The following is a 26,505-nucleotide window of genomic DNA, read 5'->3' as shown; positions in this document are numbered from 1 at the left end:
CAAAAAAGGAGTACGTACTGAAGGAAAGGTCGATGGTTTTCCAAAGAAGCAGTTCCTCATCAGGCCCGCCCTGTAGGTCTCTCCGAGTCGTTCTAAACAAATGAGTCTCCAGCAATGGGCGCTACGCGATCATTTCATCGCTGCAGATGCACGTTAGGAGATTAGATCAAAAAATCACTCGCATTCCTTTTAGGGAATGGGCATCAATTAGTTGTCCAGGCGCATCGGTATAAGCCTTTTCGTCATCTATGTTGTGAAGACAAACCCGACGCCCCGTGGAGTCATATCCCACCAGCAATCCCGAAAGCCCCTCCATAATCCATTTGCCGGCTTTGTTCATCCACCCAGGCGTGACGACCTGAATTTCCGTAACGACAAAATCGCTGGTTTGTTGGGAAAGTATTTCTTCGAGCATATCGACGTCACTAATCATCATGGTGCGTGTCCATACCCTGCCCTCCAATCGCTCTTCAAGGACAACGTGATACCAAGCATGAGCCAAGTGGCGCTCAAACATCCGCCAGTTCGAATACCCATCCCCGAAGAAATTAGGAGTGCCCTCGGCAACGGTTTCATGACTTCTAAACATTTCACACTCCCGTGGATCTACAGACCGCAGTTGCAGCTGACATTATTGATAAAGAGACAATATCGAGGCGAGACTGGCTGACTTTTCGTCGCCGTCTCCCGCCAAAACGTACACCGTGTTTTTGGTTTCAAAGAGAAAGCCATCTTGGAATGAAATGGCCATGGTGCTGCGCACCCAATTTCCGTAATCGAAGCGGCCTCGGCTGTCTAGGATCACTTTTTCGGCGAAAACAAAGAGCGGCAGGTGGCCATGAAGGTGGATTTTGGTGAGATCCGTATCGCTCGCTATTGCGCGCACGATCGTCCACTGCTGGACGATGCAAAAGCCTTTGTTTGGAAAGCGGCTCTGTACCAGCTGAATCAAGCTCTCTTGGCTTTCCGTAGAACCAGACCGAGGCTCTCCATTGCTGGAGAGGAGCTCACCGGCTGCTTGGGTATCTTCTAGTTCCAATCAAAAAGCCTCTGTCAATACATGTGATATGTTTGCGGGGGGTGGCTCGCTCCCTGATCGGAGCGCGGATGATACCGGCGATTCCCAAAGAAGAACTATATTGCATAGATGGGAATTTATCAATGTGGCCTTATCCTTTCCTTTGTGGGAAGTACTCATGCCACTGCGATTAGCGCTAGCCGCGATCCTACGATTGACCAGGAAAGCACGCGGCTTGTCCCAAGAGCAGCTTGCTACCGCAGTAGAAGCGAGGCACCTACACAACCTTGAGCACGCAAAGTCCAGCGTAACCCTGGACACTCTTGAAGGGATTGCCAAGCGTCTTGACGTCGATGTTTTAGCTCTACTCGCTATGGCATCTAGCTACGAGAGGCAACAGTCCACTGCTGACTTCCTTTCATTCCTGAGCAATGAAATCCAGAAGCTGGAAAAGCTCGGTGTAATGGCCAGCCTGCCAAGTGAATTTCAAGATGGTGATTTGCGGACGGGTAAAGCGGGCAAGCGGCCCGTGCCTGCTGAAAAGATCCAGGCGGTGCTTGCATGCAAAGCAAAAGGTTTTACTCAGAAACAAACGTGCACAGAGCTTGGCATGGCGGCTTCAACGGTGAACAAGATTTGGCACTCGGATGCAGGTGGCGTCGTAGCCGAGCTCAACGAATAAGCTGATTGGTTTGGTTGCAAAGCAATAAGCCCGATGTGCTACCAAGATAAAATTGTTCAAATATTTCGAGCTGGTCTCCATTGCTCCGATCTTCAAGCGTGCGGCCAATTCGCTTTTTGAACTCCAGCTTTAAGGATGGAGGTTTCAGCTTATTTTTAAGCGAACACCATCGCTCTCAAGATTTCGAAGCACTTAAAGAAGCTGATACCCAAACCTTAACGAACTCGGTCGCTAATCTTTGATGGGGATCGTGACCTTTTGCGACTCGCAATTCCTTCCTACAGGTCAGGCCCGTCGTCTCACCCCCCCCCACAATTGGTCATCAGCGTTAGGTTTTAGGTGAAAATATGGCAATATGCCTTCATGTTGGCCAGCGCTTTTTTAAGGGCGTTAATACAGGACGTCTAGCAGGCAATCGCTTTCCTTCGGCCCAGATGAATAACCGGAAAAATATTGATTTATTACGCCCGATCGCTTGCTTCCTAAATGTGCAAATGTTTATAATGCACACATAGTAAAATGCTCGGGAAATCCCATATTTAGACGTAATGTGCAGGAGGTAGGGGGGACAAATGGCCTGGGCACGCCGTTCAACCTCACCGAAGGTGCCGCGCTGCTGAGCCTGATCGGTCGCCTGACCGGCTACACGCCGCGTTGGTTCACCTATTTCATCGGTGACGCCCACGTCTACGAAAACCACCTGGACATGCTCAATGAGCAGCTCAAGCGCGAGCCGTTCCCGATGCCGAAACTGGTGATCAGTGATCGTGTGCCGGAGTTTGCCAGGACGGGTGTGTACCAGCCGGAGTGGCTGGAGCTGGTCGAACCGAGCGATTTCTCGCTGGAAGGCTACGAGCACCATCCGCCGATGACGGCGCCAATGGCGGTCTGAAGCCTAACGCTGCCCCCTGTAGCGAGCCTGCTCGCGATGGACGTGAACGATGACGCGAATTGTCTGAAAGAATGCGTCGTCATTGAGTCCATCGCGAGCAGGCTCGCTCCTACAAGGGTAAGTGGTGTTTTCAGTGGCCGTGACTACGGCCCACATGTGAATGCTCAACCTCCGTCGCCACCACCCCGCCACTCACTTCCAGCCGCTGCAAAATCCCGCATTGATCGATGTCCGGCCCTTCGCTGCAGCGTTGGCGCAGGTCGAGCAGTTGTGCCTGTAGCGCGAGCAGCCCATCGATCCGCGCCTTGACGTGGTGGATGTGTTCGTCGATCAACGCATTCACGCTTTCGCACTGATCCTGCGGACTGTCGCGCAACGTCAGCAGGCTGCGGATTTCTTCGAGGGTCATGTCGAGGGTGCGGCAGTTGCGGATGAAGGTCAGGCGCTCGGCGTGGGCCTGGGTGTAGACGCGGTAGTTGCCATCGCTGCGGGCGGGTTCCGGCAGCAGGTTTTCGCGCTCGTAGTAGCGGATGGTTTCCACGGCGCAGTCGGTGAGCTTGGCCAGTTCTCCGATCTTCATGATGGCAATCTCCAAATGGGTGCTTGACCCTATAGTGGCTACAGGGTCTTTACTTGGCAACAGGCACCTTCATGGACGCGACCCAATGAGCGATTCCCTTCACACCCACAAACCCGAGGCTGAGCACGATCACGATCACGATCACGATCACGATCACGATCACGATCACAGCCACAAGCTGCAGCCTGTGCAGAAGCATGAACATGGCGGTCACGGCGATTCCTGCTGTTCCGCCAAAGTGGCGGCGCCGTCGCTGGTCAAATTGAGCGAAACGCCAACCGCTGGCGCGCGGCTGAGCAGCTTCCGCATCGAAGCGATGGACTGCCCGACCGAGCAAACACTGATCCAGAACAAACTCGGCAAGCTGGCGGGTGTGCAGCAGCTGGAATTCAACCTGATCAACCGGGTGCTGGGCGTGACCCACGACCTGCCAGGCACCGCACCGATCATCGAAGCCATCAAGTCCCTTGGCATGCAGGCCGAGCCGCTGGAGCAGGGCGTTGAAGCGCCAGCTCCGGCCGTCGAGAAAAAGCCCTGGTGGCCCTTGGCGCTGTCTGGCGTCGGTGCATTGCTGGCCGAAGTCATTCATTTCACCAGTGCCGCGCCGAATGGGGTGGTGGCGATCATTGCGTTGGTGTCGATCCTCAGTGGCGGTTTGGGTACCTATAAAAAGGGCTGGATCGCCCTGAAGAATCTAAACCTGAACATCAACGCACTGATGAGCATTGCAGTGACCGGTGCGATCCTGATCGGGCAGTGGCCGGAAGCGGCCATGGTGATGTTCCTGTTCACCGTGGCCGAGTTGATCGAAGCCAAATCCCTTGACCGTGCGCGCAACGCCATCGGCGGCTTGATGCAGATGGCCCCGGAGCGGGCCACGGTGCAGCAGGCCGACGGTGTGTGGGTTGAACAGGACGTCAAAACCATCGAGCTCGGTACCCGGGTGCGCGTACGCCCCGGCGAGCGCATCGGCCTGGATGGCGAGGTGCTGTCCGGCACTTCGACCATCGATCAGGCACCGATCACCGGCGAAAGCTTGCCGGTGGAGAAAACCGTCGGCGATAAAGTGTTCGCCGGCACCATCAACCAGGCCGGTTCGCTGGAATACGCCGTGACGGCCGCAGCGAACCACTCGACCCTGGCACGGATCATCCACGCCGTCGAACAGGCCCAGGGCGCGCGGGCACCGACCCAACGATTCGTTGACCGGTTTTCGAAAATCTACACCCCGGCCGTGTTCATCCTGGCCTTGGCGGTGGCGGTCATCCCGCCGTTGTTCATGGGCGCGCTGTGGTTCGACTGGATCTATCGCGCGCTGGTTTTGCTGGTGGTGGCCTGCCCCTGCGCGCTGGTGATTTCCACACCTGTGACCATCGTCAGCGGCCTCGCTGCGGCGGCGCGCAAAGGCATTCTGGTGAAGGGTGGCGTTTATCTGGAAGGTGGTCACAAGCTGGATTACCTGGCGCTGGACAAGACCGGCACCATCACCCATGGCAAACCGGTACAGACCGATTACCTGGCGCTCGATCCGGTTGCTGCAACGTTGGCCCCGGCCCTTGCCGCGGCGCTGGCCGGTCGCTCGGATCACCCGGTGTCCCTGGCCATTGCCAATGCAGCTGTGGATAAACAGCTTGCGCCGCTGACTGTGGATAACTTCGAGGCCCTGGCCGGGCGCGGGGTGCGCGGGGAGGTGGGCGGACAGGTCTATTACCTGGGCAACCACCGCCTGGTGGAAGAGCTGAATCTTTGCTCGCCTGAATTGGAAGAGAAGCTGTTCGCGCTGGAAAAACAGGGTAAATCCGTGGTGCTGTTACTCGATCAGACCGGCCCATTGGCGCTGTTTGCCGTGGCCGACACGGTAAAGGACTCCAGCCGTGAAGCGATCCGACAACTGCACGATCTGGGTATCAAAACCCTGATGCTGACCGGCGATAACGTCCACACCGCGCAGGCGATCGCGGCGCAGGTCGGTATCGATCAGGCCCGGGGCGACCTGCTGCCGACCGACAAACTGCAAGCCATCGAAGCGCTTTATGCACAGGGCCATCGTGTGGCAATGGTCGGCGACGGCATCAATGATGCGCCGGCACTGGCCAGGGCGGAAATCGGTTTCGCCATGGCCGCCGCGGGCACCGATACCGCCATCGAGACCGCCGATGTTGCCCTGATGGACGACGATCTGCGCAAAATCCCGGCATTCATTCGACTGTCGCGGCAAACCTCGAGCATCCTCAAACAGAACATCGCGTTGGCATTGGTCATCAAAGCGGTCTTTCTTGGGGTAACCTTCGCCGGGCTCGCTACCATGTGGATGGCGGTGTTCGCCGACATGGGCGTGAGCCTGTTGGTGGTGTTCAACGGTTTGCGCCTGTTGCGCAAGTAGAAGAAGAGGGACGGGTGTGCTGAGTGCCGAGCTTAAGGCTTTTTACATGGTGGCCCGCCTGGGCAGCATTACCCTGGCGGCAAAAAAGCTCGGCCTGAGCCAACCGACGGTGACGACGCAGATTCGCCACCTCGAGAGTCAGTATTCGGTGGAGCTGTTCTACCGTGGCGGCCGCCGCCTCAGTGTCAGCGATGAAGGCGCGAAGCTGTTGCCGATGGTCAAGGTATTGATGCAGCAGGAAGCCGACATCGAGTTTTTCCTGCGCAACTGCGGCCAGGTCCAGGGCACATTACGCATCGCAGCCACGGCGCCGTATTACATCCTCGATCTGGTGAAGACCTTTCGTGAGCGCTTGCCCCAGGTGGAAGTGTCGGTGGAAATCGGCAACTCACAACAGGTGCTCGAAGCGCTTGAGGAGTATCGGGTCGATGTCGCGGCATCCTCGCAGTTGCTGGAAGACGCTCGGTTGATCCGCCGGGTGCTCGGCAGCGATCCATTGGTGCTGGCGGTGCATCGCAATCACCCGCTGGCAGTTCACGATCATGTGCCGCTCAGTGCACTGGCGGGGCATACCTTGCTGATGCGTGAACCGGGCTCGACCACCCGTCGGCTGACTGAAGAGCTGCTGGCTGGCGCAGGCGTGTGCTTTGGGCCGTTGCTGGAGATTGGCAGTCGCGAGTCGATCCGTGAGGCGGTGCTGCGCAACATCGGCATCAGCATCATCGCCCGCCAGGAGGTCCCTCATGATCCGCAATTGCGGGTGCTGACCATCGAGAACGCGCCGCAGATCCCCGAGTATCTGTATTGCCTCAAGGAGCGGAAAAACGCCCGGTTGCCGGCGGCATTTTTGGGCGTGGCGCAGGAAATGGCGCCGGCCTGAAATCTCTATTGCTTGTCCCGGCCTCATCGCCGGCAAGCCCGCTCCCACAGTTGACCGCAATCCCCTGTGGGAGCGAGCTTGCTCGCGATGGCGGCCGATGGCACAACGCAAGACTTGAACCAAAATCCTCGAATACCACTATCGGCAGTTTTTGCCCTACTGCCACATGACGGACTCATTACAACTCTAGGATGGCTCTCATCTGCTAGATGAGGTCCGTCCATGAACAACCCGATCGCAACTGCCCTGACCAACCCGGGCGCACCCATGAAAGTGCGTGGCGTCCAGAAACGCTTTGGCGCTTTCACTGCGCTGGATAACGTTTCCCTCGACGTGGCGGCCGGTGAGCTGGTGTGTCTGCTCGGCCCGTCGGGCTGTGGCAAAACCACCTTGCTGCGCTGCATCGCCGGGCTGGAAAAGCAGGACAGCGGCGAGTTGTACCTCGGTGACCGCGACGTTTCCCACCTGGCACCCCAGGCCCGTGACTACGGCATTCTGTTTCAGTCCTACGCGCTGTTTCCCAACCTGACAGTCGAAGCGAACATTGCCTACGGCCTCGCCGGCAGTGGTCGCGATGAAATGCGCCGCCGGGTCGGTCAGATGCTGGAACTGGTCGGCCTGACTGGCAGTGAGAAAAAGTACCCAGGCCAGTTGTCCGGTGGTCAGCAGCAACGGGTTGCCCTGGCTCGTGCCCTGGCTCCGGCGCCTTCGCTATTGCTGCTGGATGAGCCGATGTCGGCACTGGACGCTCGGGTCCGCGAGCATCTGTGCACGGAGCTGCGCCAGCTGCAACGCAATCTCGGCATCACCACCCTGATGGTCACCCACAATCAGGACGAGGCCATGCTGATGGCCGACCGCATTGCCGTGATGAACAATGGCAAGGTCGAGCAATACGCCACGCCACAGGAAATCTACAACCGCCCGGCCACGCCATTCGTGGCGGAGTTCGTCGGTCAGGGTAACTGGTTGCCATTCCATCGCAGCAGCGACAGTCACGCCCAGGTCGGTGGCATGAACATGCGCCTGGCCGACGGCAGTGCCAAAAGCGCTTCGGGGCGGCTGTTCTGTCGCCCTGAAGCGATCAACGTCAACCCGCCGGTGCATGAAGAAAACCTGTTCCCGGCCAAGGTTCGCGAAATCACCTTCCTCGGTAATCGCTGCCGCATGAGCTTTGAACTCGATCAGTTGCCGGGGCACGCGCTGCTGGCCGAACTGGCGCCGGAAGCCATGCCGCGTCTGGGTTCGCAGCAAATCATGGTCGCCTTGCCGCCGCGCAGCCTGCAGGTGTTTGCCTGATGAGCGCCAATATCGCGCTGCCGCTGCCACACAAGCAGGTGCGGCAGACCTCCCGTGCCGAGATCGGCGATCGGTTGTTCGTGGTCGGCGGCAAAGTCCTTCTGCTGGTGTTGCTGGGCGTCGCGGTGTTGATGCCGTTGCTGGCGATTTTCTGGCGCGGGTTCAGTTCTGAAGCCGGGCAGGGCGGTGGCTGGATCGCCGCCAGGGAACTGGTGACCAGCGACAATTTCCACTGGTTGCTGGGCAATAGCCTGAAAGTTTCCCTCAGCGTCGCGGCCATCGTCGTACCGCTGGCCTACCTGTTTGCCTACGCCTTGCAGCGCACCTTGATCCCGGCCAAAGGCATCTGGCGCGGCATTTCCCTGCTGCCCTTGATGGCGCCATCGATGCTGCCGGGGATCGCGCTGGTTTACCTGTTCGGCAACCAGGGCCTGTTGCGTGGCCTGCTCTCGGACAACATCTATGGCTTCTGGGGCATCGTGCTCGGTGAGGTGATCTACACCTTCCCACACGCCCTGATGATTCTGCTGTCGGCCTTGTCCCTGGCGGATGCGCGACTGTTCGATGCCGCCTCCAGCATGGGCGCCAGTCCGGCGAAAGCCTTTCGCAGCATCACCTGGCCGGCGACGCGTCAGGCGGTGTTCGCCGCGTTCTGCCTGGTGTTCACCCTGACCATCACCGACTTCGGTGTGCCCGTGGTGGTCGGTGGCGACTATCAAGTGCTGGCGCTGGAAGCCTACAAGGCCGTCGTCGGCCAGCAACAGTTCGGACGCGGCGCCTTGATCGGCATGGTGTTGCTGCTGCCGGCGCTGTTCAGCTTCGGTGTCGATGCCTGGTTGCGCCGTCGTCACGGCGACGCCATGAGCGGGCGGGCCCAGGTGTTCAAGCCGGCGCCATCGAAGCGGCGCGACGGTTGCTACCTGGCCATCGTCCTGCTGATCAGCGCCGCGCTGTTGCTGGTGTTCGGCATGGCGGTGTTCTCCTCGCTGGTGAAGTTCTGGCCGTACAACCTGTCGCTGTCGCTCAATCACTACCAGTTCAACGAAACCGCCGGCGGTGGCTGGCTGGCCTACGGCAACAGCCTGAAGATGGCCCTGGGCACAGCGTTGATCGGCAGTCTGCTGATCTTCACCGGCGCCTACCTGATGGAAAAAACCAAGGGTCAGCGCGGCCTGAACCTGACCCTGCGCATGCTCAGTTTCGTGCCGATGGCGGTGCCTGGCCTGGTGCTGGGATTGGGCTACGTCTTTTTCTTCAACCTCACCGGCAATCCGCTGCATGTGCTCTACGGGACCATGACCCTGCTGATCGTGTGCACCATCGCGCACTACCTGACCACCGCGCAAATGACCGCCACCACCGCGTTGCGCCAACTCGACGCCGAGTTCGAAGCCGCCGCGCTGTCGCTCAAGGCGCCGCTGTACCGGCACTACCTGCGCGTCACCGTGCCGATCTGCCTGCCGGCGCTGCTGGACATCGTGCGCTACCTGTTCGTCTCGGCGATGACCACCGTATCGGCGGCGATCTTCCTCTACAGCCCCGACACCATCCTCGCGGCGGTGGCGGTGCTGAACATGGACGACGCCGGCAATGTCGGCGGCGCGGCGGCGATGTCGACCCTGATTCTGTTCACTTCGGCGGGCGTGTCCCTGCTGCTGGCCTGGGCTTCGCGCGGCTTGCTGCGCCGCTCCCAGGCCTGGCGGCAGACCGCGCCTGGTCACTGAATCCTTCTCCTCAAACCGAAAGCACCCACTCAACTCAACAACAGGAAAAGATCATGTTCAAGCCTATGGCCCTGGCCGCTGCTGTCCTCACCGCTTTCAGCCTGAACGCCTATGCGGCGAAAACCGAGTTGACGGTGTACACCGCCCTCGAAGCCGAACAGCTGACGGCCTACAAGGCCGCGTTCGAAAAGACCAACCCGGACGTTGAAATCAAGTGGGTGCGTGATTCCACCGGCATCATCACCGCCAAACTGCTGGCCGAAAAAGCCCGCCCACAAGCTGACGCGGTCTGGGGGCTGGCTGCTTCGAGCCTGGCGATCCTCGACCAGCAAGGCATGTTGCAAAGCTACGCGCCAAAGGATCTGGGCAAGATCGGCGGCAACTACCGCGACGCCGCCAACCCGCCAGCCTGGGTCGGCATGGACGTCTGGGCCGCGACCATTTGCTTCAACACCGTCGAAGCCGAGAAGCAGGGCCTGAGCAAGCCAGTAAGCTGGCAGGACCTGACCAAGCCTGAGTACAAAGGCAAGATCGTCATGCCGAACCCGGCTTCGTCCGGCACTGGTTTCCTCGACGTCAGCGCCTGGCTGCAGACCTTCGGCGAGAAGCAGGGCTGGGCTTACATGGACGCCCTGCACCAGAACATCGGTCAGTACGTCCACTCCGGTTCCAAGCCTTGCAAACTGGCGGCAGCCGGTGAATTCCCGATCGGTATTTCCTTTGAATACCCGGCCGTACAGCTCAAGCGCCAGGGCGCGCCGCTGGACATCATCCTGCCGAAGGAAGGCCTGGGCTGGGAAATCGAAGCCACCGCCGTGATCAAGGGCACGCCACACGAAGACGCGGCGAAGAAACTCGCGGACTTCTCGGCTAGCCCAGAGGCCATGGAACTCTACAAAGAGAACTTCGCCGTCCTCGCACAACCTGGCATCGCCAAGCCGCAGACTGAACTGCCAGCGGATTACGAGCAGCGCCTGATCAAGAACGACTTTGCCTGGGCTTCGAAGAACCGCGACGAGATCCTGACCGAATGGCGCAAGCGCTATGACGGCAAGTCCGAGAAAGTTGTAGCCAAGTAATTTTCATCGGCTGACAGGGCCTCTTCGCGAGCAGGCTCGCTCCCACATTGGAATGCGCTCTCCTGTGGGAGCGAGCCTGCTCGCGAAAGCGGTCTCGAATTTAAGGCATCTCTTAATGACACAACACAACGACATGCTGATCGTCGGCGCTGGCATCCTGGGTTTGTCCCACGCTTATGCCGCGGCCAAGCGCGGTCTCAAGGTCACGGTTTTCGAACGCAGCGAAACGCCCGTCGGTGCTTCGGTGCGCAACTTCGGCCAGGCGTTGGTCACCGGCCAGCCGCCGGGTCCGATGCTGGAGCTGGCCCGCGCCAGTCGCGGCATCTGGGGCGACTGGGCGCAACTCGCTGGCGTGCAACTCAAGCGCAATGGCTCGTACCTGTTCGCCCGCACCGAGGCCGAAGAACAGTTGCTTGAAGCCTTCTGCGAGGGTCGCGCCGTTGAACACAATTACCGCGTCGACTTGCTGCGCGGCGCTGCATTGCGCGATTTGTACGACGGCCAATTTCGCCATCATCGCGCCGCTTTGCACGGCATGGACGACCAGCAGCTGTATTCGCGCGAAGCGATTCCGGCGCTGATCGATTTCCTGCGCCGCGACCTGGGCGTCGAATTCCACTTTTCCACGCTGGTGCGCGATATCGAACCGGGCCGCTTGCACAGCACGGCCGGCAGTTTCAGCGCCGGGCAGATCATTGTCTGTTCCGGCCACGATTATCAGACCTTGCTGGCCGAGCAGATCGCCGAACTCGATCCGCAAATCTGCCGCCTGCAAATGCTTCGCGCCCGACCGCAGATCAACCTGAACCTGCAACACGCCTTGCTCACCGGTTTGAGTTGCGTGCATTACGGCGCCTTCGCCGACCTGCCGGAAGCGGCGGCGGTGCAGGCTGAAATTCTGCGGCACGCGCCGCATCTGCACGAAAACGGCATTCACCTGCTGATCAGTCCGACGCCCTATGGCGAACTGATCATCGGTGACTCCCACCATTACGGCCGCGATCCATCGCCCTTCAATGCCGAGCAGGTCGACGACTGGATGATCGAGCTGGCTGAGCAGACGCTGGGCTGCAAGGTGCAAGTGGTTGAGCGCTGGCAGGGTGTCTATGGTTCACGGGGGCCGGGGCCGTTTTCGTTCCTGCGTCCGGCTGAAGGTCTGAGTGTGGCGTTGATGCACACCGGCGTCGGCATGAGCGTCGGGCCGGCGATGGCCGAGCGCAATGTGGCTACTGTTTTGGGAGAAATCTGATGGCGCGTCATGAGCAAGTCATCGCCGAAGTGTTCGGGTTGTACGAGCGTTTTGGCGACAGCGATTACATCGGCGAGCCGGTGTCGCAGATCGAGCACATGTCCCAGGCCGCCGAACTGGCCATGGCTGAAGGCTTCGACGATGAAGTGGTGTTGGCGGCATTTTTCCACGATATCGGGCATATCTGCAGCGAAGGCGCGGAGAACATGGGCGGTTTCGGCGTGGTCAGTCATGAGCGGTTGGGCGCCGATTACCTGCGCCGCGTCGGCTTCAGCGAACGCATGGCGCGCTTGGTGGAGTATCACGTTCAGGCCAAGCGTTATCTGACGCTCCGGGAGCCGGGGTACTACGAACGCTTGAGTGAAGCCAGTCGCCGGACCCTGGAATATCAGGGCGGGGTGATGACGCAGACCGAGGCTGAGGCGTTCGAAAAAGACCCGTTGTGCGCGGTCAGTTTGCGCATGCGCCAATGGGATGAACAGGCCAAAGAGATGCATGTGCCGGTCATTGATCTGGCGGTATTGAAGGATAAGGCATTGCGGCTGTTGGCGGCGTAAACCGCTGGCACCGAGTCGCGGCCATCGCGAGCAGGCCGGTCAGGCCACTAGAGCTGCTGCGCCAAGACTTCGATCTGCTCCTGCCGCTCCGCCTGATTCAACTTCGCATGGGGATTGAGCGACGACCACTGCGGATACGCCCGCGCCTTGTTCAAGGCTTCCGGCAGTTTGCCTTCGCGCCAGGTCTTGTCCTGGGGCGTGGCCACTTGAATGCTGTCCATCGCCGCGTGCCCTCGCGCGTCCAGCGCTTGCAGCAGCTGTCGTTGGCGTAGTGCCAATAACCGCAGCACGCTGTCATCGACCGTCAGTTCGCGCTGGCCTTTGATCTTGCCGAGCAACCGGCTGCCGTAACTGCGCGCGGTTTGCAGGGCGCCACCCGCGATGGCCCCGGCCAGTGCCGCTGCGCCAAGGGTCAGGCCGCCGACCAGCAAGTCGACGCCGGCCCCGGCGGCCGCACCGGCCGCAATTCCACCACCAACCCGCACGCCCAGTTGCTTGAGGGTCTCGGGGTTGAACAGGTCATCGCCCCAACGACCATCGAGCAGCGGCAGATCACTGGCCGCCGCATCCTGCGGGCGGAAAGCGTAGAGCTTGAGCAAGGCTTCGACGCAGCGCTGTTCCCGTTGACGCACGGCCTTGCGCAATTCGCCGATGGCCTGTTGTTCCTGCTCGGCATCACTGGCCACGCTGCGCCGGCAGGCGGCGCAGTCGATCAATAACTCGGCGATCAAACGCACCGCACTCTGCTGACGTGCCCGGCGCTGAGCCTGTTGATCGGCAATCAAACGCTCCAGCTGCGGGCGGGCATGTTCGAGCAACAGCGCGAGGCTTTCATAGAGTCGGCGTTCGCCATCCTCGGGCGGTGCGACGCTGTCGAAGCGCACCAGCGCATGCAGGCCGAGGCGCGCCAGGGCTTCGCGCCAGGCCGGTTCGCGGTGGTTGGCGCTGCTGACAAAATTCAGCACCGGCAGCAGCGGTTTGCCACAACCGGCCAGCACTTCCAGTTCGTCGCGGTACTTGGCCAGCACCGGCTCGCGGGCATCGATCACATAGAGGCCGGCGTCGCAGGCCAGCAATTGCCGCAGCACCTTGGCTTCCTGTTCGAAACGCTGTCGTGCTTCGCTGCCCTCGAGGAAGCGAGCCAGCCGGGCAGGGCCATCGAGGCGTTCGCCGGGGCGCTCCAGGCGTTCGAGGTAATCGAGCAGGGCGATGGCGTCTTCCAGGCCGGGGGTGTCGTAGAGATCGAGCAAGGGCTCGCCCTCCACCGACAAGCGCGCGCCTTCGACGTGTCGCGTGGTGCTGGGGCGATGGGACACTTCACCAAAGCCGACGTCACGGGTCAGGGTGCGCAGCAACGAGGTCTTGCCGACATTGGTGTGGCCGACAACGGCGAGCTTCAGCGGTTTAGTCATGACCCGTCTCCAGCCAATTGAGCGGTGCGCAATCGGCAAACGGCAGCTCCAGTTGTTGCAACGCTACGTGCCAGTCGCCAAGGCGCTCGGCGTCCAGCGCCTCACCGGGCGGTGCTTGCAACAACCAGACGCGGGTGGCGCTGGCGCTGCGGGCCAATTCGGCGATCAGCGCAAGACTGCCGCGATCCGGCGAGCGCCGTGGATCGCAGGCGATGGCCAGGCGCGCAGGCGGGAAACGGCTGAGTTGTTCGAGGAGTTTGTGCCGCGATTCGCGACTGTCGAGGACGCCGGCATTACTCACATTCTTCGGCAGTGGCGGCGGCCACGGACGCTGGTCGTCCAGTTCGATGGCCACCAACAGCGCGCCATCGCTTTGCTGGTCGCTGACACCGCTTTCGACCCGATGAAGTTGCTCGGGCGCGGCGTCGCTGATGCCCAAACGTTCGCTGGTCGGCATCAAGCGTTCGCGCAATTGCGCATAGCCGGGCAGATTCAAATCCAGGTGCAAGGACGCCTGGCCGGTTTTCCAGCGCCACAGACAAAAAGCGGCGAGCAGCAAGCGCGGGACAACGCCGCAGACCAGTAGCACGCCCACCAGCCAGGTGGCCCAGGCCTGGCGGGCGCTTTCGATGTTCAGTGCGGCATCGCCACTGGCGCGGATCATTTCCACGGTCGGCACGTTGAACCCGAGCAAGGACGGCAACGCACCGAGGGCCTGGGTCACGGTGATGAAGGTATCGGCGCTGAGAATGGTGGTCTCCCAGACAAAGCCATAGCGCCGGGTCGCCAGCAGCGTCAGCAGAATCGCCAGCGCGCTGAGCATCGCCAGCAACCACAAGCTGTTGACCAGGATGCCGATGGCCCAGCGATTGAGTTTGTGTCGTTGCAACATCAGGATCAGGGCCGGTGCCAGTTGTGCGGCTTTGGCGTCGCGGGCGAGCTTTTCGCTGAGCCACAGCCACAAACGTCCGAGGCTGGCGCCATGTTCGCCGGCAAACACCAGGCCCAATGCCCAGCTCAACAGCAGGATCAGGTTCAGTCCGAGCAAACTGCCCAAGGCCCAGAACACATTGACCGGCATCTGGCCGTCCCCCAGGGCGGCAAACGCCAGGCCGGCACCACTGACCACGGCCAGCACGGCCAATACAAGCAGCGCCAGCCGCGCCCCTTGCAGCCAGTGTTTGAGTGCGTCGCTCAGGCCATCGCGCTCGGCCAGCCACAGGGCGCGGCGTTGAATGCGTGTCGGCAAATCACCGCCGGCATTGCGGGCGAGGCGATTGGCTTCCAGATCCTCCAGAGGGCCGGCGTGCTCTTCGCGCAGGCGGATGGTTTCTGTCAGCCAGAGGTTGTTCAGTTCAGTCACGCGGCATCCCGTCGCTTGGATTGAGTCGTGAGCATAACCGCTGTGGCGCTTGTCGGGGGGCTACGTTGCGAGAAGCCGAGCCTCTGGTATCCTCGCCGGCATGACTAAATCACTCCCCCTCAGCCTGATCGCAGCCCTCGGCGAAAACCGTGTGATCGGCATCGACAACAGCATGCCCTGGCACTTGCCAGGGGACTTCAAATACTTCAAGGCCACCACCCTGGGCAAGCCGATCATCATGGGGCGCAAGACCTGGGATTCCCTCGGTCGTCCGTTGCCGGGCCGCTTGAACATCGTGGTCAGTCGTCAGGCCGATCTGGTGCTGGAAGGCGCGGAGGTTTATCCGTCGCTGGAGGCTGCGGTGATTCGCGCAGAAGCATGGGCGAAGGAACAAGGCGTCGATGAGCTGATGCTGATTGGCGGCGCGCAGTTGTATGCGCAAGGGTTGGCGCAAGCTGATCGCTTGTACCTGACGCGTGTGGCGTTGAGCCCGGAAGGGGATGCGTGGTTTCCGGAGTTTGATTTGGGCCAGTGGAAGCTGGTGTCGAATGTGCCAAACCCGGCCGAAGGCGACAAACCGGCGTACAGCTTCGAAGTCTGGGAAAAAGCCTAAAAGCTTCGCTGGCAAGCCAGCTCCCACAGGGATCCATGGTGTTCACACAATGGGTGTTTCACCCAGGACACTGTGGGAGCTGGCTTGCCAGCGAAGGCGATCTGTCAGGCGCTGCTTATGCGTGCGCCAACTCCGAATGCTCATCCGCATCCAGCAAGGCTTTATCCGTCTGTTGCATCACCTGACTGGTAATCGCCCCGGCCGTGATCGATCCACTCACGTTCAACGCCGTGCGCCCCATATCAATCAGCGGCTCGACCGAAATCAGCAACGCCACCAGTGATACCGGCAAACCCATCGCCGGCAGCACGATCAGCGCGGCGAAGGTCGCGCCACCGCCCACTCCGGCCACCCCGGCCGAACTCAGCGTCACAATCGCCACCAGTGTCGCGATCCACAGCGGGTCCAGCGGATTGATGCCCACGGTTGGCGCCACCATTACCGCCAACATCGCCGGGTACAGACCGGCACAGCCGTTCTGGCCAATGGTCGCGCCGAACGAGGCGGCGAAACTGGCGACAGACTGTGGAATGCCCAGGCGACGGGTCTGCGCTTCGATGCTCAGCGGGATAGTCGCCGCGCTCGAGCGGCTGGTGAAAGCGAACGTCAGCACCGGCCAGATTTTGCGGAAAAAGCGCAGCGGGTTAATTCCGGCCGCCGACACCAGCGCGCCGTGGACCACAAACATCAGGCCCAGGCCCAAGTAGGAAACCACCACGAAACTGCCGAGCTTGATGATGTCCTGCAGGTTGGAACCGGCGACCACTTTGGTCATCAGCGCCAATACGCCGTAAGGGGTCAGCTTCATGACCAGGCGCACCAGACGCATCACCCAGGCTTGCAGGGTGTCGATGGCGTTGATCACTTTCTGACCTTTTTCCACGTCATCCTTCAACAGTTGCAGCGCCGCGACACCCAGGAAGGCGGCGAAGATCACCACGCTGATAATCGACGTCGGCTTGGCCCGCGCCAGATCGGCGAACGGGTTTTGCGGGATGAACGACAGCAACAGTTGCGGCACGTTCAGGTCGGCGACCTTGCCGGCGTAATCGGTCTGGATGGTTTGCAGGCGGGCCATTTCCTGGGTGCCGGCGACCAAGCCTTCGGCGGTCAGGCCGAACAGGTTGGTCAGGCCGATGCCGATCAGCGCCGCGATGGCGGTGGTAAACAGCAGCGTGCCGATGGTCAGAAAGCTGATTTTGCCCAGCGACGAAGCATTGTGCAGACGGGCCACGGCGCTGAGGATCGAGGCGAACACCAGTGGGATCACGATCATTTGCAGTAATTGCACATAACCATTGCCTACCAGATCGAACCAGCCAATCGAGGCTTTGAGCACCGGGTTACCGGCACCGTAGACCGAGTGCAGGGCCACGCCGAATGCCACGCCCAGCCCCAGTGCAAGCAGGACTTTTTTCGCCAGGCTCCAGTTGGAGCGGCGGGTTTGTGCCAGGCCCAGAAGCAGGGCGAGGAACACCAGCAGATTCAGAATCAGCGGCAGATTCATTGGAACTCCCATTAGACATGTGCCAACTGCCTTCCGGGGCAGTTGCGAACCGGCAAGGCTAACAGCTTGATATCTAATGAATTAATATCAAAAACGTCTGGTAACTGTCGTTTTTGGAATAAGCGCATGTCGCTCTCGGCGATGCAATTGGCGCTATAGGTACGTTGGCGGTCGCTGACAGACGAGGACTGTCACACTTATTTGTTAGCGTCGATGCCTTTAATTCAGGGAGAAACGCCAATGAAGTTCGCACCGAAATTTCTGGCAGCAGCACTTTGCGTGGGCCTCGCGGGCCAAGTGTTTGCAACGGATCTTAAACACTGGCCCGCCGATCAGGCCAAGGCGCTGGACGCGATGATTGCGGCCAACGCCAACAAGGGTAACTTCGCAGTGTTCGACATGGACAACACCAGTTACCGCTACGACCTCGAAGAGTCCTTGCTGCCGTTCATGGAAAACAAGGGCCTGATCACCCGCGAGACCCTTGATCCCTCCCTGAAGCTGATGCCGTTCAAGGACACCGCCGACCACAAGGAAAGCCTGTTCAGCTACTACTATCGCCTCTGCGAAGTCGATGACATGGTTTGCTACCCATGGGTCGCCCAAGTGTTCTCCGGCTTTACCCTGCAAGAACTCAAGGGCTATGTCGACGAGATGATGGCTTCGGGCAAACCGGTCCCGGCCACTTATTACGATGGCGACGTGGTCAAGAACCTCGACGTCAACCCGCCGAAAATCTTCACGGGTCAGAAAGAGCTCTACAACAAGTTGATGGAGAACGGCATCGAGGTCTACGTGATGACCGCCGCCTCCGAAGAACTGGTGCGCATGGTCGCTGCCGATCCGAAGTACGGCTACAACGTCAAACCGGAGAACGTGATCGGCGTGACCACGCTGCTCAAGGATCGCAAGACCGGCGAACTGACCACCGCCCGCAAGCAGATCACCGCCGGCAAGTATGACGAGAAAGCCAACCTCGGCCTCGAACTGACCCCGTATCTGTGGACACCTGCGACCTGGATGGCCGGCAAACACGCGGCGATCCTGACCTACATCGATGAGTGGAAAAAACCGGTGCTGGTCGGCGGCGACACCCCAACCAGTGATGGTTACATGCTGTTCCACGGGGTCGACGTGGCCAAGGGCGGTATTCATTTGTGGGTCAACCGCAAGGATAAGTACATGACCCAGATCCAGGGCATGATGGCCAAAAACGCCGCAGCCCAGGCCAAGGAAGGGCTGGCGGTAACGGCGGACAAGAACTGGGTGATCGTCAAACCGGAAGAAATCCAGTAAGGATTTGCTTCACTGTAGGAGCGAGCCTGCTCGCGATGGTCGTCAACGATAACGCTGGAAGCCTGATACCCCGCAGTGCTCTCAGGTTTTTCGCGAGCAAGCTCGCTCCTACAGCTGACCGGATGTTGCCCAAAAAAATACCCCGCACTTGGCGGGGTATTTTTTTGTTCGACGGTTAAGCCTTACAGCCCGTCGAGCATGGCCTTGTTACGTACTGCACCCTTGTCGGCGCTGGTCGCCAGCAGGGCATAGGCTTTCAGGGCCGTGGTCACTTTGCGTGGACGCTTCTCGACGGGTTTCCAGCCTTTCTTGTCCTGCTCGACCCGGCGCGCGGCCAGTTCTTCATCGCTGATCAACAGGTTGATCGAGCGGTTCGGAATGTCGATCAGCACTTTGTCGCCGTCCTGCACCAGGCCGATGGCGCCACCGGCTGCCGCTTCAGGCGACGCGTGACCGATGGACAGGCCCGAAGTACCGCCGGAGAAACGGCCGTCGGTGAGCAGGGCACAGGCTTTGCCCAGGCCTTTGGATTTCAGGTAGGACGTCGGGTACAGCATTTCCTGCATGCCCGGGCCGCCTTTCGGGCCTTCGTAGCGAATGATGACGATGTCGCCTTCCTTCACTTCGTCGGCGAGGATGCCGCGTACGGCGCTGTCCTGGCTTTCGAAGATCTTCGCATTGCCTTCGAAGACGTGGATCGACTCGTCCACGCCCGCGGTTTTCACCACGCAACCGTCGAGCGCGATGTTTCCGTACAGCACGGCCAGGCCGCCCTCTTTCGAGTAGGCGTGCTCGACACTGCGGATGCAGCCGTTTTCACGGTCGTCGTCCAGGGTTTCCCAACGGGTCGACTGGCTGAACGCGGTCTGGGTCGGGATGCCTGCCGGGCCGGCCTTGAAGAAGTGGTGCACGGCTTCGTCAGTGGTCTGGGTGATGTCCCACTTGGCGATGGCTTCTTCCATGCTGCGGCTGTGCACGGTTGGCAGGTCGGTGTGCAGCAGGCCACCACGGGCCAGCGAGCCGAGGATGCTGAAGATCCCGCCGGCACGGTGTACATCTTCCATGTGGTACTTCTGGATGTTCGGCGCGACCTTGCACAGTTGCGGTACATGACGGGACAGACGGTCGATGTCGCGCAGGTCGAAATCGATCTCGGCTTCCTGGGCAGCGGCCAGCAAGTGCAGGATGGTGTTGGTGGAACCGCCCATGGCGATGTCCAGGGTCATGGCGTTTTCGAACGCCTTGAAGTTGGCGATGTTGCGCGGCAATACCGACTCGTCGTTCTCGCCGTAGTAACGCTTGCACAGCTCGACGATGGTGCGGCCGGCCTGCAGGAACAGCTGTTCGCGGTCGCTGTGGGTGGCCAGGGTCGAACCGTTGCCCGGCAAGGCCAGACCCAGTGCTTCGACCAGGCAGTTCATCGAGTTGGCGGTGAACATGCCGGAGCACGAACCGCAGGTCGGGCAGGCGCTGCGCTCGTACTCGGCGACTTTCTCGTCAGAAGCGCTGGAGTCGGCGGCGATCACCATGGCGTCTACCAGGTCGAGGCCGTGGGAGGCGAGTTTGGTCTTGCCGGCTTCCATCGGGCCGCCGGAAACGAAGATCACCGGGATGTTCAGGCGCAGGGACGCCATCAGCATGCCTGGGGTGATCTTGTCGCAGTTGGAGATGCAGACGATCGCGTCGGCGCAGTGGGCGTTGACCATGTACTCGACGGAGTCGGCGATGATTTCGCGGCTCGGCAGCGAATACAACATGCCGTCGTGGCCCATGGCGATACCGTCATCGACGGCGATGGTGTTGAATTCTTTCGCCACACCGCCAGCGCGTTCGATTTCGCGGGCGACCAGTTGGCCCAGGTCTTTGAGGTGCACGTGGCCCGGTACGAACTGGGTGAACGAGTTGGCGATGGCGATGATCGGCTTTTTGAAGTCGTCATCTTTCATCCCTGTTGCGCGCCACAGTGCGCGGGCGCCGGCCATGTTGCGGCCGTGGGTGGATGTTTTCGAGCGGTAATCAGGCATGAAGCACTCCGGGCGGCTAAATCAGGTATCAAAAGGGAAGTGAGCTTCTATTGACGTCTGGAACACTCAGAAATGGCCGTGTGTCCGGAAGTTGCCGATAACTTTGCGGGATCGCCGCGCGCTTCAGCTTGAGCTCATAAACCCGCCGGGGGATGACTGGCGATGAATGTCGCGATTCTACACGGCTGGCGGCTGGAGGGAATGCCGGGAAGCGTCGAACCCGTATCAGCGGAGCACACGGGATGACGACCGGCAGCTGTCACGCCCCGTCCAGGGCCCCCTGATTCTTGTGGTCGATCAACGCATTCAGGCCCAGACCTGCAAGACTCAATATCAGGAAGCCAATGGCCAGTGTGGTGGTCAGGTCCCCGGACACCAGATTGATCACCATGCTGACGACGCCGCCACCCATGAAGATCAGCACAGCGCCGACCGATGTAGAGGTTCCGGCATATGCCGGATGGATGCTCATGGCCCTGGAGTTGACGACGGGCCGGGTAATGGTGGTCCCGACCGTGCAGATCAGCATGGATACCAGTACCGCAGCGGCAGACAGGCCGAAGTGGCGAATCAGCCACAGCATCAACACACCCGAAACCGCGATCAGCCCCAGGCCAACAACGATCTGGGTATGGGCTTGCAGGCGTTCATGCAAGACGTTGGCGACTGCGCCGCCGCCCACGTACGCAACGCCATAGAGCAATAACGTCCAGGCGAACTCGTAGGGTGAGAGGGCCAGGTGTTCCATGAAAATAATGGGTGAAGTCACGATGAACGAAAAATGGCAGGCGAAAGCCAGGGCCGAAATCAGCCAGTAAGCCATGAAGCGTGCATTCGAACAGACGTGCCAGTAGGCACTGAAAAATCCCCCGCGCGATGCGGTGCGGATAGCTGAGGACTCCTTGAGCAGCCAGCAGGCGCTTGACCAGACTGAAACGGCCAGTGCGACAAACACATAGAAGCTGCCTTGCCAGCCAAGCTGCAATTGCAACCACGTCCCCAACAGCGGCGAAATTGAAATGAATACGCCACTGGCGGTCACCATCCAGATCCTCAGTCGCTGCCTTTCATGGCCTTCGAACAAATCCTGCACCAGCGCCTGTGACAGCGAAAAGGACCCGCAACCGATCGCCTGGACCACACGAAACCCCAGGAACCAATGGTATTCGCTTGAAAATGCGCATCCCAACGCGCCAATGGCCGCGATAGCTATACCTCCCAACAACAGCTTCTTGCGGCCCCACATGTCCGAGAGGGGGCCAACCAGCATCACGGAGAACGCCAGGCTGACGGCGAACAGGCTGACAGACAACGCAGTGTCGGCAGGCGAAATCCGGAAGTAGGCCGACAGGTCTGGAAAGGAGGGAAGAACCACGTCCAATGGAAAAACGCCCAACAGTGTCATGGTCATGAGCAATAGGACGATCAACGGCTTTTCTTTGGCATTATTGGTGTGCCGCATTCTTCAACACGCTCGTTCCGTGAGAGGTGGACGAGAATTGATTTGATGAAGAAGCAAGTCAATGCGGCAGGGCGTGGGCCCTTTCTGAATCTGCTGTAGGAGCGAGCCTGCTCCGGGCGGCGTTCCGACGATGAGCGTCAACGATAACGCGGTGTGTCTGGCTATCCGCGGTGTCTTTGCGTTTTTCGTCGGAACGCCGCCCGGAGCAGGCTCGCTCCTACAGAGGTGGGGTGTGTATTAGAGCCAGACGGCATCCCAGAGTGGATAGTTGCCGATATGGTCGACAAGCCCTGCGCGAAGCGGGTTGGCGATGATGTATCGAGCCATGGCTTTCAGATCTTCCTCACGCCGCAGGGCTCGGTCGAAGTAGCCTTTTTGCCATACGGGAGTATATGGATCTCGTTTCTGATTGATCAGACGCGTGCAGCGAGATTTGGTGGCTTGCACCAGTTTCGGTAAATCACCGTTGTGAAGTTCAATCAACCAGTGGAAGTGATCCGGCATGACTACCCAGGCTATGGAGGTGGCATGGCCGGCTTCCTGAGCCCTTCTGAACTCATGCACCAAAAAACGGCCCGTACGCCAATCCTGGAAGAAAGGCTGTCGTTCATGGGTGACGGCGGTCAGGTGATAGATACGACCGGATTGCGAGTGTCGACCGGTGCGTAATCGATGGGCTTTTGGCGTGTTGGACATTCCGTTGTCCTCTTCAATGGTGGGAAGAGAAAACGGTAGGCGTGGGGCAGGAGGTTGTCGTATCGACAGTGGATCAGGATGTGTCGTAAACCTGTAGGAGCGAGCCTGCTCGCGATGAACGTCAACGATAACGCGGTGTGTCTGGTGCCCGCGGTGTCTTTGCGTTTTTCGCGAGCAGGCTCGCTCCTACAGGAGGTGTTGTCAGCTGTTTGGCAGCAACCGGCAGGTGATGCTCTTGATGTAACGGGTTTCGGCAATGGCTGGGTGCACCGGATGATCCGGACCCTGGCCGCCGCGCTCGAGCATCTGGATGTTGCGATCCAGGTGACGGGCGCTGGTCAGCAGGATGTTCTGCAGGTCGTCTTCCGGCAGGTGCATCGAGCACGAAGCGCTGACCAGGATGCCGTCCTTGGTGAGCAGGCGCATGGCTTGCTCGTTCAGGCGGCGGTAGGCGCCTTCGCCGTTCTTCATGTCTTTCTTGCGTTTGATGAACGCCGGCGGGTCGGCCACGATCACGTCGAAACGTTCTTCGCTGGCTTTTAGCTCTTTCAGGGCTTCGAAGACGTCGCCTTCGATGCAGGTCATCTTCTCGGCGAAGCCGTTCAGCGCGGCGTTGCGCTCGACGCCGTCGAGGGCGAAGGCCGACGCGTCGACGCAGAACACTTCACTGGCGCCGAAGGCAGCGGCCTGCACGCCCCAGCCGCCGATGTAGCTGTAGAGGTCCAGTACGCGTTTGCCTTTGGCATAAGGTGCCAGGCGTGCGCGGTTCATGCGGTGGTCGTAGAACCAGCCGGTTTTCTGGCCCTGGATGACGGGCGCTTCGAATTTCACGCCGTTTTCTTCCAGTGCAACCCACTCCGGCACCAGGCCGAAGACGGTTTCGACATAGCGATTGAGGCCTTCGGCATCACGGGCCGCGGAGTCGTTCTTGAACAGAATGCCGCTTGGCTTGAGCACTTGGGTCAGGGCCGCGATCACGTCGTCTTTATGGGCTTCCATGGTCGCCGAGGCGATCTGCACGACCAGGATGTCGCCGAAACGATCGACCACCAGACCTGGCAGCAGGTCGGAATCGCCGTAGACCAGGCGATAGAAAGGCTTGTCGAACAGGCGATCGCGCAGCGACAGGGCGACGTTCAGGCGATGCACCAGCAGCGACTTGTCCAGCGGCAGCTTGATGTCGCGCGACAGCAGGCGGGCGCAGATCAGGTTGTTCGGGCTCATGGCAACGATGCCCAGGGGCTTGCCGCCTGCGGCTTCGAGGATCGCCTGGTCGCCGGCCTTGAAACCGTGCAAAGGGGTCGCCGCTACATCGATTTCGTTGCTATAGACCCACAAGTGACCGTTGCGCAGACGACGGTCGGCATTGGCTTTGAGGCGCAGGCTAGGCAGGGACATGACGTCGCTCCAGAAAAAAGAGCGGGAGTATAGCGTGTTGCGGCGCTTGCAGGTTCAGCGGGTAGACATGTGGCAAACGGCTTGAGAAATCCATAGACACCCTCACCCCCGGCATAAAGCATTGCCTGGCGATTTGGTATGTCGGATCCAACTTTAAGAAGCTAGAATCTGCGCCTGACCCAGAGTGTGTACTTATGTCCCAAGAGCTGACTCCCGAACAGATCCAACAGTCCCTGCAAGGCATTAGCGTGCCCGCTCAACCGCAGATCATGGTGGATTTGCAGATGGAGCAGTACATGCCGGACCCGGATCTGGAGGTGATCGCGAAGCTGATTTCCCAGGACCCAGGCCTTTCCGGCTCCCTGCTGAAAATCGTCAACTCGCCTTATTACGGCCTGACGAACAAGATCGCCTCGATCCAGCGCGCGGTGAATCTGCTGGGCAGCCGTTCGATCATCAACCTGATCAACGCCCAGTCGATCAAGGGTGAGATGAACGATGAAACCATCGTCACCTTGAACCGTTTCTGGGACACCGCCCAGGACGTGGCGATGACTTGCCTGACCCTGGCCAAGCGCATCGGCGCCCAGGCCGGCGATGAAGCCTATGCCCTGGGCTTGTTCCACGACTGTGGTGTGCCGCTGATGCTCCAGCGTTTCCCCGACTACATGAGCGTCCTGGAACAGGCCTACGCCAATGCCGGCCCCGAGTGCCGGGTGGTGGATACCGAGAACAACGCGTTCAACACCAATCACGCGGTGGTCGGTTACTACACGGCCAAGTCCTGGCGCCTGCCGGATCACGTGACGGCGGCGATTGCCAACCATCACAATGCCCTGGCGATCTTCAGCGATGAATCGTCGCGCAACAGCTCGCTGAAAAACCTGCTGGCGATTCTGAAAATGGCCGAGCACATTTGTGCGTCCTACCGTGTACTCGGGAACCAGACCGAAGACCACGAATGGAACAGCATCGGGCATCTGGTGCTCGATTATGTCGGTCTGTCGGACTACGACTTCGAAACCCTCAAGCAGACCATTCGCGATCTCGGCACTCACCGCTGAGTGCCGGACCTTCTTCTTTTTCGAGCGCCCGATTCGAGAGCACCATGCCTGAACTGCCAGAAGTCGAAACCACCCGTCGCGGCATTGCCCCGCACCTGGAAGGCCAGCGCGTCAGCCGGGTGATCGTGCGCGATCGCCGTCTGCGCTGGCCGATCCCCGAAGACCTCGATGTGCGGTTGTCCGGGCAGCGTATCGTGCTGGTTGAGCGGCGCGCCAAGTACCTGTTGATCAATGCCGAAGTCGGTACGTTGATCAGCCATTTGGGCATGTCGGGCAATTTGCGTCTGGTGGAAGTCGGCACGCCGGCGGCCAAGCATGAACACGTGGATATCGAGCTCGAATCAGGCCTGGCCCTGCGCTACACCGACCCGCGACGGTTTGGTGCGATGCTGTGGAGCCTTGATCCACTCAACCACGAATTATTGATTCGCCTGGGGCCGGAGCCGTTGACCGACCTGTTCGATGGCGAGCGATTGTTCCAGCAATCCCGTGGACGCTCGATGGCGGTCAAGCCGTTCATCATGGACAACGCGGTGGTGGTCGGCGTCGGCAATATCTATGCGACCGAAGCGCTGTTCGCCGCCGGGATTGACCCGCGTCGTGAGGCCAAGAGCATTTCCCGGGCACGCTATCTGAAGCTGGCCATCGAGATCAAACGCATCCTGGCCGCCGCCATCGAGCGCGGAGGCACCACGCTGCGGGACTTCATCGGGGGTGATGGTCAGCCGGGCTACTTCCAGCAGGAATTGTTCGTGTACGGCCGTGGCGCTGAACCGTGCAAGGTCTGTGGTACAGAACTGCGGGAAGTGAAGCTCGGGCAGCGGGCCAGCGTCTTTTGCCCACGCTGTCAGCGCTGAAACGCCTGCAGTCTATAGGCAGGTTTCTGACTGTCCAGCCGGAGTCGGGGAGAGGGTCGAGCGGCGGGAGTTATTCAGTCGGATATTGGGTGCATCTTATGACGTCATCGCGGGCAAGCCCGCTCCCACAGGGTTTAAGCGATCCTTGTGGGAGCGGGCTTGCCCGCGATGGCGTTTGAACAGATATCGAAAGACTCAAGCCTTGCCGGTGATTTTCCGGTACTTCTCCATCAACTGCTCGTGAGTTTCCGGATGGGCTTCGTCCAGGGGAATGCAATCGACCGGGCAGACCTGCTGGCACTGCGGTTCGTCGTAGTGGCCGACGCATTGGGTGCACAGGTTCGGGTCGATCACGTAGATCTCTTCGCCTTGGGAAATGGCGGCGTTCGGGCACTCAGGTTCGCAGACGTCGCAGTTGATGCAATCGTCGGTGATGATCAGGGACATGCTAACTCCAGCCGGGGCGGCAG

23 protein-coding genes and 1 pseudogene are annotated in these 26,505 nt (G+C 60.1%); 13 read left to right on the top strand and 11 right to left on the bottom strand.

Annotated features, from left to right (window positions below):
- Positions 1-166: 166 nt before the first annotated feature.
- Both F7R06_RS03630 and F7R06_RS03625 read right to left on the bottom strand, forming a co-directional pair.
- Positions 167-589 (bottom strand): hypothetical protein, encoded by a 423-nt coding sequence (locus F7R06_RS03630; protein WP_090326209.1) that lies wholly within the window; start codon positions 587-589, stop codon positions 167-169.
- A gap of 42 nt (positions 590-631) precedes the next feature.
- Entirely contained in the window at positions 632-1,039 is a 408-nt protein-coding gene (locus F7R06_RS03625) for a DUF6957 family protein (RefSeq protein WP_090326206.1), read from the bottom strand.
- A 157-nt stretch (positions 1,040-1,196) separates the two neighbouring features.
- Between F7R06_RS03625 and F7R06_RS03620 the strand changes: the two genes are divergently transcribed.
- Together F7R06_RS03620 and F7R06_RS03615 are read left to right on the top strand one after the other, a co-directional pair.
- Complete coding sequence (locus F7R06_RS03620) at positions 1,197-1,700, top strand: helix-turn-helix domain-containing protein (RefSeq protein WP_090326203.1); 504 nt, start codon at positions 1,197-1,199, stop codon at positions 1,698-1,700.
- A gap of 574 nt (positions 1,701-2,274) precedes the next feature.
- Positions 2,275-2,592: pseudogene (locus F7R06_RS03615) on the top strand (thymidylate synthase); the annotation flags it as partial.
- A 130-nt stretch (positions 2,593-2,722) separates the two neighbouring features.
- On the opposite strand, the gene cadR reads toward F7R06_RS03615, so the two are convergent.
- Entirely contained in the window at positions 2,723-3,172 is a 450-nt protein-coding gene (cadR, locus tag F7R06_RS03610; protein ID WP_090326201.1) for a Cd(II)/Pb(II)-responsive transcriptional regulator, read from the bottom strand.
- Between the two features lie 85 nt (positions 3,173-3,257).
- Here cadR and F7R06_RS03605 point away from each other — a divergent pair, with 85 nt between their 5' ends.
- From F7R06_RS03605 to F7R06_RS03575, 7 genes are all read left to right on the top strand, one after another.
- A complete protein-coding gene (locus F7R06_RS03605; protein ID WP_090326198.1) occupies positions 3,258-5,555 on the top strand; it encodes a heavy metal translocating P-type ATPase in 2,298 nt (765 codons plus the stop codon).
- Positions 5,556-5,571: 16 nt separating this feature from the next.
- Positions 5,572-6,435 carry a LysR family transcriptional regulator gene (locus F7R06_RS03600; RefSeq protein WP_090326196.1) on the top strand — a complete coding sequence of 288 codons (864 nt, stop codon included), beginning with the start codon at positions 5,572-5,574 and terminating at the stop codon, positions 6,433-6,435.
- 222 nt (positions 6,436-6,657) lie between these two features.
- Positions 6,658-7,734, top strand: coding sequence for a putative 2-aminoethylphosphonate ABC transporter ATP-binding protein (locus F7R06_RS03595; RefSeq protein ID WP_090326194.1), 1,077 nt, complete (start codon positions 6,658-6,660; stop codon positions 7,732-7,734).
- On the top strand, positions 7,734-9,458 hold the full coding sequence (locus tag F7R06_RS03590) for a putative 2-aminoethylphosphonate ABC transporter permease subunit (protein ID WP_090326191.1): 1,725 nt from the start codon (positions 7,734-7,736) through the stop codon (positions 9,456-9,458). Before F7R06_RS03595 ends, F7R06_RS03590 begins: the two co-directional genes overlap by 1 nt.
- A gap of 53 nt (positions 9,459-9,511) precedes the next feature.
- Positions 9,512-10,537 carry a putative 2-aminoethylphosphonate ABC transporter substrate-binding protein gene (locus tag F7R06_RS03585; protein WP_090326187.1) on the top strand — a complete coding sequence of 342 codons (1,026 nt, stop codon included), beginning with the start codon at positions 9,512-9,514 and terminating at the stop codon, positions 10,535-10,537.
- 115 nt (positions 10,538-10,652) lie between these two features.
- Complete coding sequence (locus F7R06_RS03580) at positions 10,653-11,786, top strand: TIGR03364 family FAD-dependent oxidoreductase (protein ID WP_090326184.1); 1,134 nt, start codon at positions 10,653-10,655, stop codon at positions 11,784-11,786.
- The gene (locus F7R06_RS03575; protein ID WP_090326182.1) at positions 11,786-12,343 is read left to right on the top strand and encodes a phosphonate degradation HD-domain oxygenase; all 558 of its coding nucleotides are present in this window, start codon (positions 11,786-11,788) and stop codon (positions 12,341-12,343) included. The genes F7R06_RS03580 and F7R06_RS03575 overlap by 1 nt, the downstream gene beginning before the upstream one ends.
- Before the next feature lie 47 nt (positions 12,344-12,390).
- On the opposite strand, the gene F7R06_RS03570 is transcribed toward F7R06_RS03575, so the two are convergent.
- Positions 12,391-13,755 carry a GTPase/DUF3482 domain-containing protein gene (locus F7R06_RS03570; protein ID WP_090326180.1) on the bottom strand — a complete coding sequence of 455 codons (1,365 nt, stop codon included), beginning with the start codon at positions 13,753-13,755 and terminating at the stop codon, positions 12,391-12,393.
- Positions 13,748-15,118: a DUF2868 domain-containing protein gene (locus tag F7R06_RS03565; protein ID WP_090326177.1), complete on the bottom strand. Its 1,371-nt coding sequence runs from the start codon at positions 15,116-15,118 to the stop codon at positions 13,748-13,750. Before F7R06_RS03565 ends, F7R06_RS03570 begins: the two co-directional genes overlap by 8 nt.
- A 100-nt stretch (positions 15,119-15,218) precedes the next feature.
- On the opposite strand from F7R06_RS03565, the gene F7R06_RS03560 reads away from it, so the two are divergent.
- Positions 15,219-15,731, top strand: a complete 513-nt coding sequence (locus tag F7R06_RS03560; RefSeq protein WP_090326174.1) for a dihydrofolate reductase — start codon at positions 15,219-15,221, stop codon at positions 15,729-15,731.
- Between the two features lie 115 nt (positions 15,732-15,846).
- Here the strand turns inward: F7R06_RS03560 and F7R06_RS03555 are convergent, their stop codons facing one another.
- Complete coding sequence (locus tag F7R06_RS03555; protein ID WP_090326171.1) at positions 15,847-17,238, bottom strand: L-cystine transporter; 1,392 nt, start codon at positions 17,236-17,238, stop codon at positions 15,847-15,849.
- A gap of 240 nt (positions 17,239-17,478) precedes the next feature.
- Here F7R06_RS03555 and F7R06_RS03550 point away from each other — a divergent pair, with 240 nt between their 5' ends.
- On the top strand, positions 17,479-18,534 hold the full coding sequence (locus F7R06_RS03550) for an HAD family hydrolase (RefSeq protein ID WP_090326169.1): 1,056 nt from the start codon (positions 17,479-17,481) through the stop codon (positions 18,532-18,534).
- A gap of 182 nt (positions 18,535-18,716) precedes the next feature.
- Here the strand turns inward: F7R06_RS03550 and ilvD are convergent, their stop codons facing one another.
- The 4 genes from ilvD to F7R06_RS03530 all read right to left on the bottom strand — a co-directional run bounded on the left by ilvD (position 18,717) and on the right by F7R06_RS03530 (position 24,114).
- On the bottom strand, positions 18,717-20,558 hold the full coding sequence (gene ilvD / locus F7R06_RS03545; RefSeq protein ID WP_090326166.1) for a dihydroxy-acid dehydratase: 1,842 nt from the start codon (positions 20,556-20,558) through the stop codon (positions 18,717-18,719).
- A gap of 259 nt (positions 20,559-20,817) precedes the next feature.
- Complete coding sequence (locus tag F7R06_RS03540) at positions 20,818-22,020, bottom strand: MFS transporter (protein ID WP_090326165.1); 1,203 nt, start codon at positions 22,018-22,020, stop codon at positions 20,818-20,820.
- 237 nt (positions 22,021-22,257) lie between these two features.
- Positions 22,258-22,716, bottom strand: a complete 459-nt coding sequence (locus F7R06_RS03535; RefSeq protein ID WP_090326162.1) for an REP-associated tyrosine transposase — start codon at positions 22,714-22,716, stop codon at positions 22,258-22,260.
- 201 nt (positions 22,717-22,917) lie between these two features.
- On the bottom strand, positions 22,918-24,114 hold the full coding sequence (locus tag F7R06_RS03530) for a class I SAM-dependent rRNA methyltransferase (RefSeq protein ID WP_090326160.1): 1,197 nt from the start codon (positions 24,112-24,114) through the stop codon (positions 22,918-22,920).
- Between the two features lie 248 nt (positions 24,115-24,362).
- On the opposite strand from F7R06_RS03530, the gene F7R06_RS03525 reads away from it, so the two are divergent.
- Both F7R06_RS03525 and mutM read left to right on the top strand, forming a co-directional pair.
- Entirely contained in the window at positions 24,363-25,178 is an 816-nt protein-coding gene (locus F7R06_RS03525; protein WP_174552509.1) for an HDOD domain-containing protein, read from the top strand.
- Between the two features lie 44 nt (positions 25,179-25,222).
- Positions 25,223-26,035: a bifunctional DNA-formamidopyrimidine glycosylase/DNA-(apurinic or apyrimidinic site) lyase gene (gene mutM, locus F7R06_RS03520; RefSeq protein WP_047534590.1), complete on the top strand. Its 813-nt coding sequence runs from the start codon at positions 25,223-25,225 to the stop codon at positions 26,033-26,035.
- A 195-nt stretch (positions 26,036-26,230) separates the two neighbouring features.
- Here the strand turns inward: mutM and F7R06_RS03515 are convergent, their stop codons facing one another.
- Entirely contained in the window at positions 26,231-26,482 is a 252-nt protein-coding gene (locus F7R06_RS03515) for a YfhL family 4Fe-4S dicluster ferredoxin (protein ID WP_090326155.1), read from the bottom strand.
- Positions 26,483-26,505 lie beyond the last annotated feature (23 nt).

The organism is Pseudomonas moorei (genome assembly GCF_008801475.1).
Classification (GTDB): domain Bacteria; phylum Pseudomonadota; class Gammaproteobacteria; order Pseudomonadales; family Pseudomonadaceae; genus Aquipseudomonas; species Aquipseudomonas moorei.
Note: the sequence above shows the minus strand (reverse complement) of the source record. Positions and strands in the feature narration are given on the sequence as shown.

Excerpts from the sequence above, each read along its gene's own strand:
- F7R06_RS03630 (WP_090326209.1), bottom strand. The coding sequence starts at position 589 with ATGTTTAGAAGTCATGAAACCGTTGCCGAGGGCACTCCTAATTTCTTC.
- F7R06_RS03620 (WP_090326203.1), top strand. The coding sequence starts at position 1,197 with ATGCCACTGCGATTAGCGCTAGCCGCGATCCTACGATTGACCAGGAAA.
- cadR (WP_090326201.1), bottom strand. The coding sequence starts at position 3,172 with ATGAAGATCGGAGAACTGGCCAAGCTCACCGACTGCGCCGTGGAAACC.
- F7R06_RS03605 (WP_090326198.1), top strand. The coding sequence starts at position 3,258 with ATGAGCGATTCCCTTCACACCCACAAACCCGAGGCTGAGCACGATCAC.
- F7R06_RS03595 (WP_090326194.1), top strand. The coding sequence starts at position 6,658 with ATGAACAACCCGATCGCAACTGCCCTGACCAACCCGGGCGCACCCATG.
- F7R06_RS03590 (WP_090326191.1), top strand. The coding sequence starts at position 7,734 with ATGAGCGCCAATATCGCGCTGCCGCTGCCACACAAGCAGGTGCGGCAG.
- F7R06_RS03585 (WP_090326187.1), top strand. The coding sequence starts at position 9,512 with ATGTTCAAGCCTATGGCCCTGGCCGCTGCTGTCCTCACCGCTTTCAGC.
- F7R06_RS03580 (WP_090326184.1), top strand. The coding sequence starts at position 10,653 with ATGACACAACACAACGACATGCTGATCGTCGGCGCTGGCATCCTGGGT.
- F7R06_RS03575 (WP_090326182.1), top strand. The coding sequence starts at position 11,786 with ATGGCGCGTCATGAGCAAGTCATCGCCGAAGTGTTCGGGTTGTACGAG.
- F7R06_RS03570 (WP_090326180.1), bottom strand. The coding sequence starts at position 13,755 with ATGACTAAACCGCTGAAGCTCGCCGTTGTCGGCCACACCAATGTCGGC.
- F7R06_RS03560 (WP_090326174.1), top strand. The coding sequence starts at position 15,219 with ATGACTAAATCACTCCCCCTCAGCCTGATCGCAGCCCTCGGCGAAAAC.
- F7R06_RS03555 (WP_090326171.1), bottom strand. The coding sequence starts at position 17,238 with ATGAATCTGCCGCTGATTCTGAATCTGCTGGTGTTCCTCGCCCTGCTT.
- F7R06_RS03550 (WP_090326169.1), top strand. The coding sequence starts at position 17,479 with ATGAAGTTCGCACCGAAATTTCTGGCAGCAGCACTTTGCGTGGGCCTC.
- ilvD (WP_090326166.1), bottom strand. The coding sequence starts at position 20,558 with ATGCCTGATTACCGCTCGAAAACATCCACCCACGGCCGCAACATGGCC.
- F7R06_RS03540 (WP_090326165.1), bottom strand. The coding sequence starts at position 22,020 with ATGCGGCACACCAATAATGCCAAAGAAAAGCCGTTGATCGTCCTATTG.
- F7R06_RS03535 (WP_090326162.1), bottom strand. The coding sequence starts at position 22,716 with ATGTCCAACACGCCAAAAGCCCATCGATTACGCACCGGTCGACACTCG.
- F7R06_RS03530 (WP_090326160.1), bottom strand. The coding sequence starts at position 24,114 with ATGTCCCTGCCTAGCCTGCGCCTCAAAGCCAATGCCGACCGTCGTCTG.
- mutM (WP_047534590.1), top strand. The coding sequence starts at position 25,223 with ATGCCTGAACTGCCAGAAGTCGAAACCACCCGTCGCGGCATTGCCCCG.
- F7R06_RS03515 (WP_090326155.1), bottom strand. The coding sequence starts at position 26,482 with ATGTCCCTGATCATCACCGACGATTGCATCAACTGCGACGTCTGCGAA.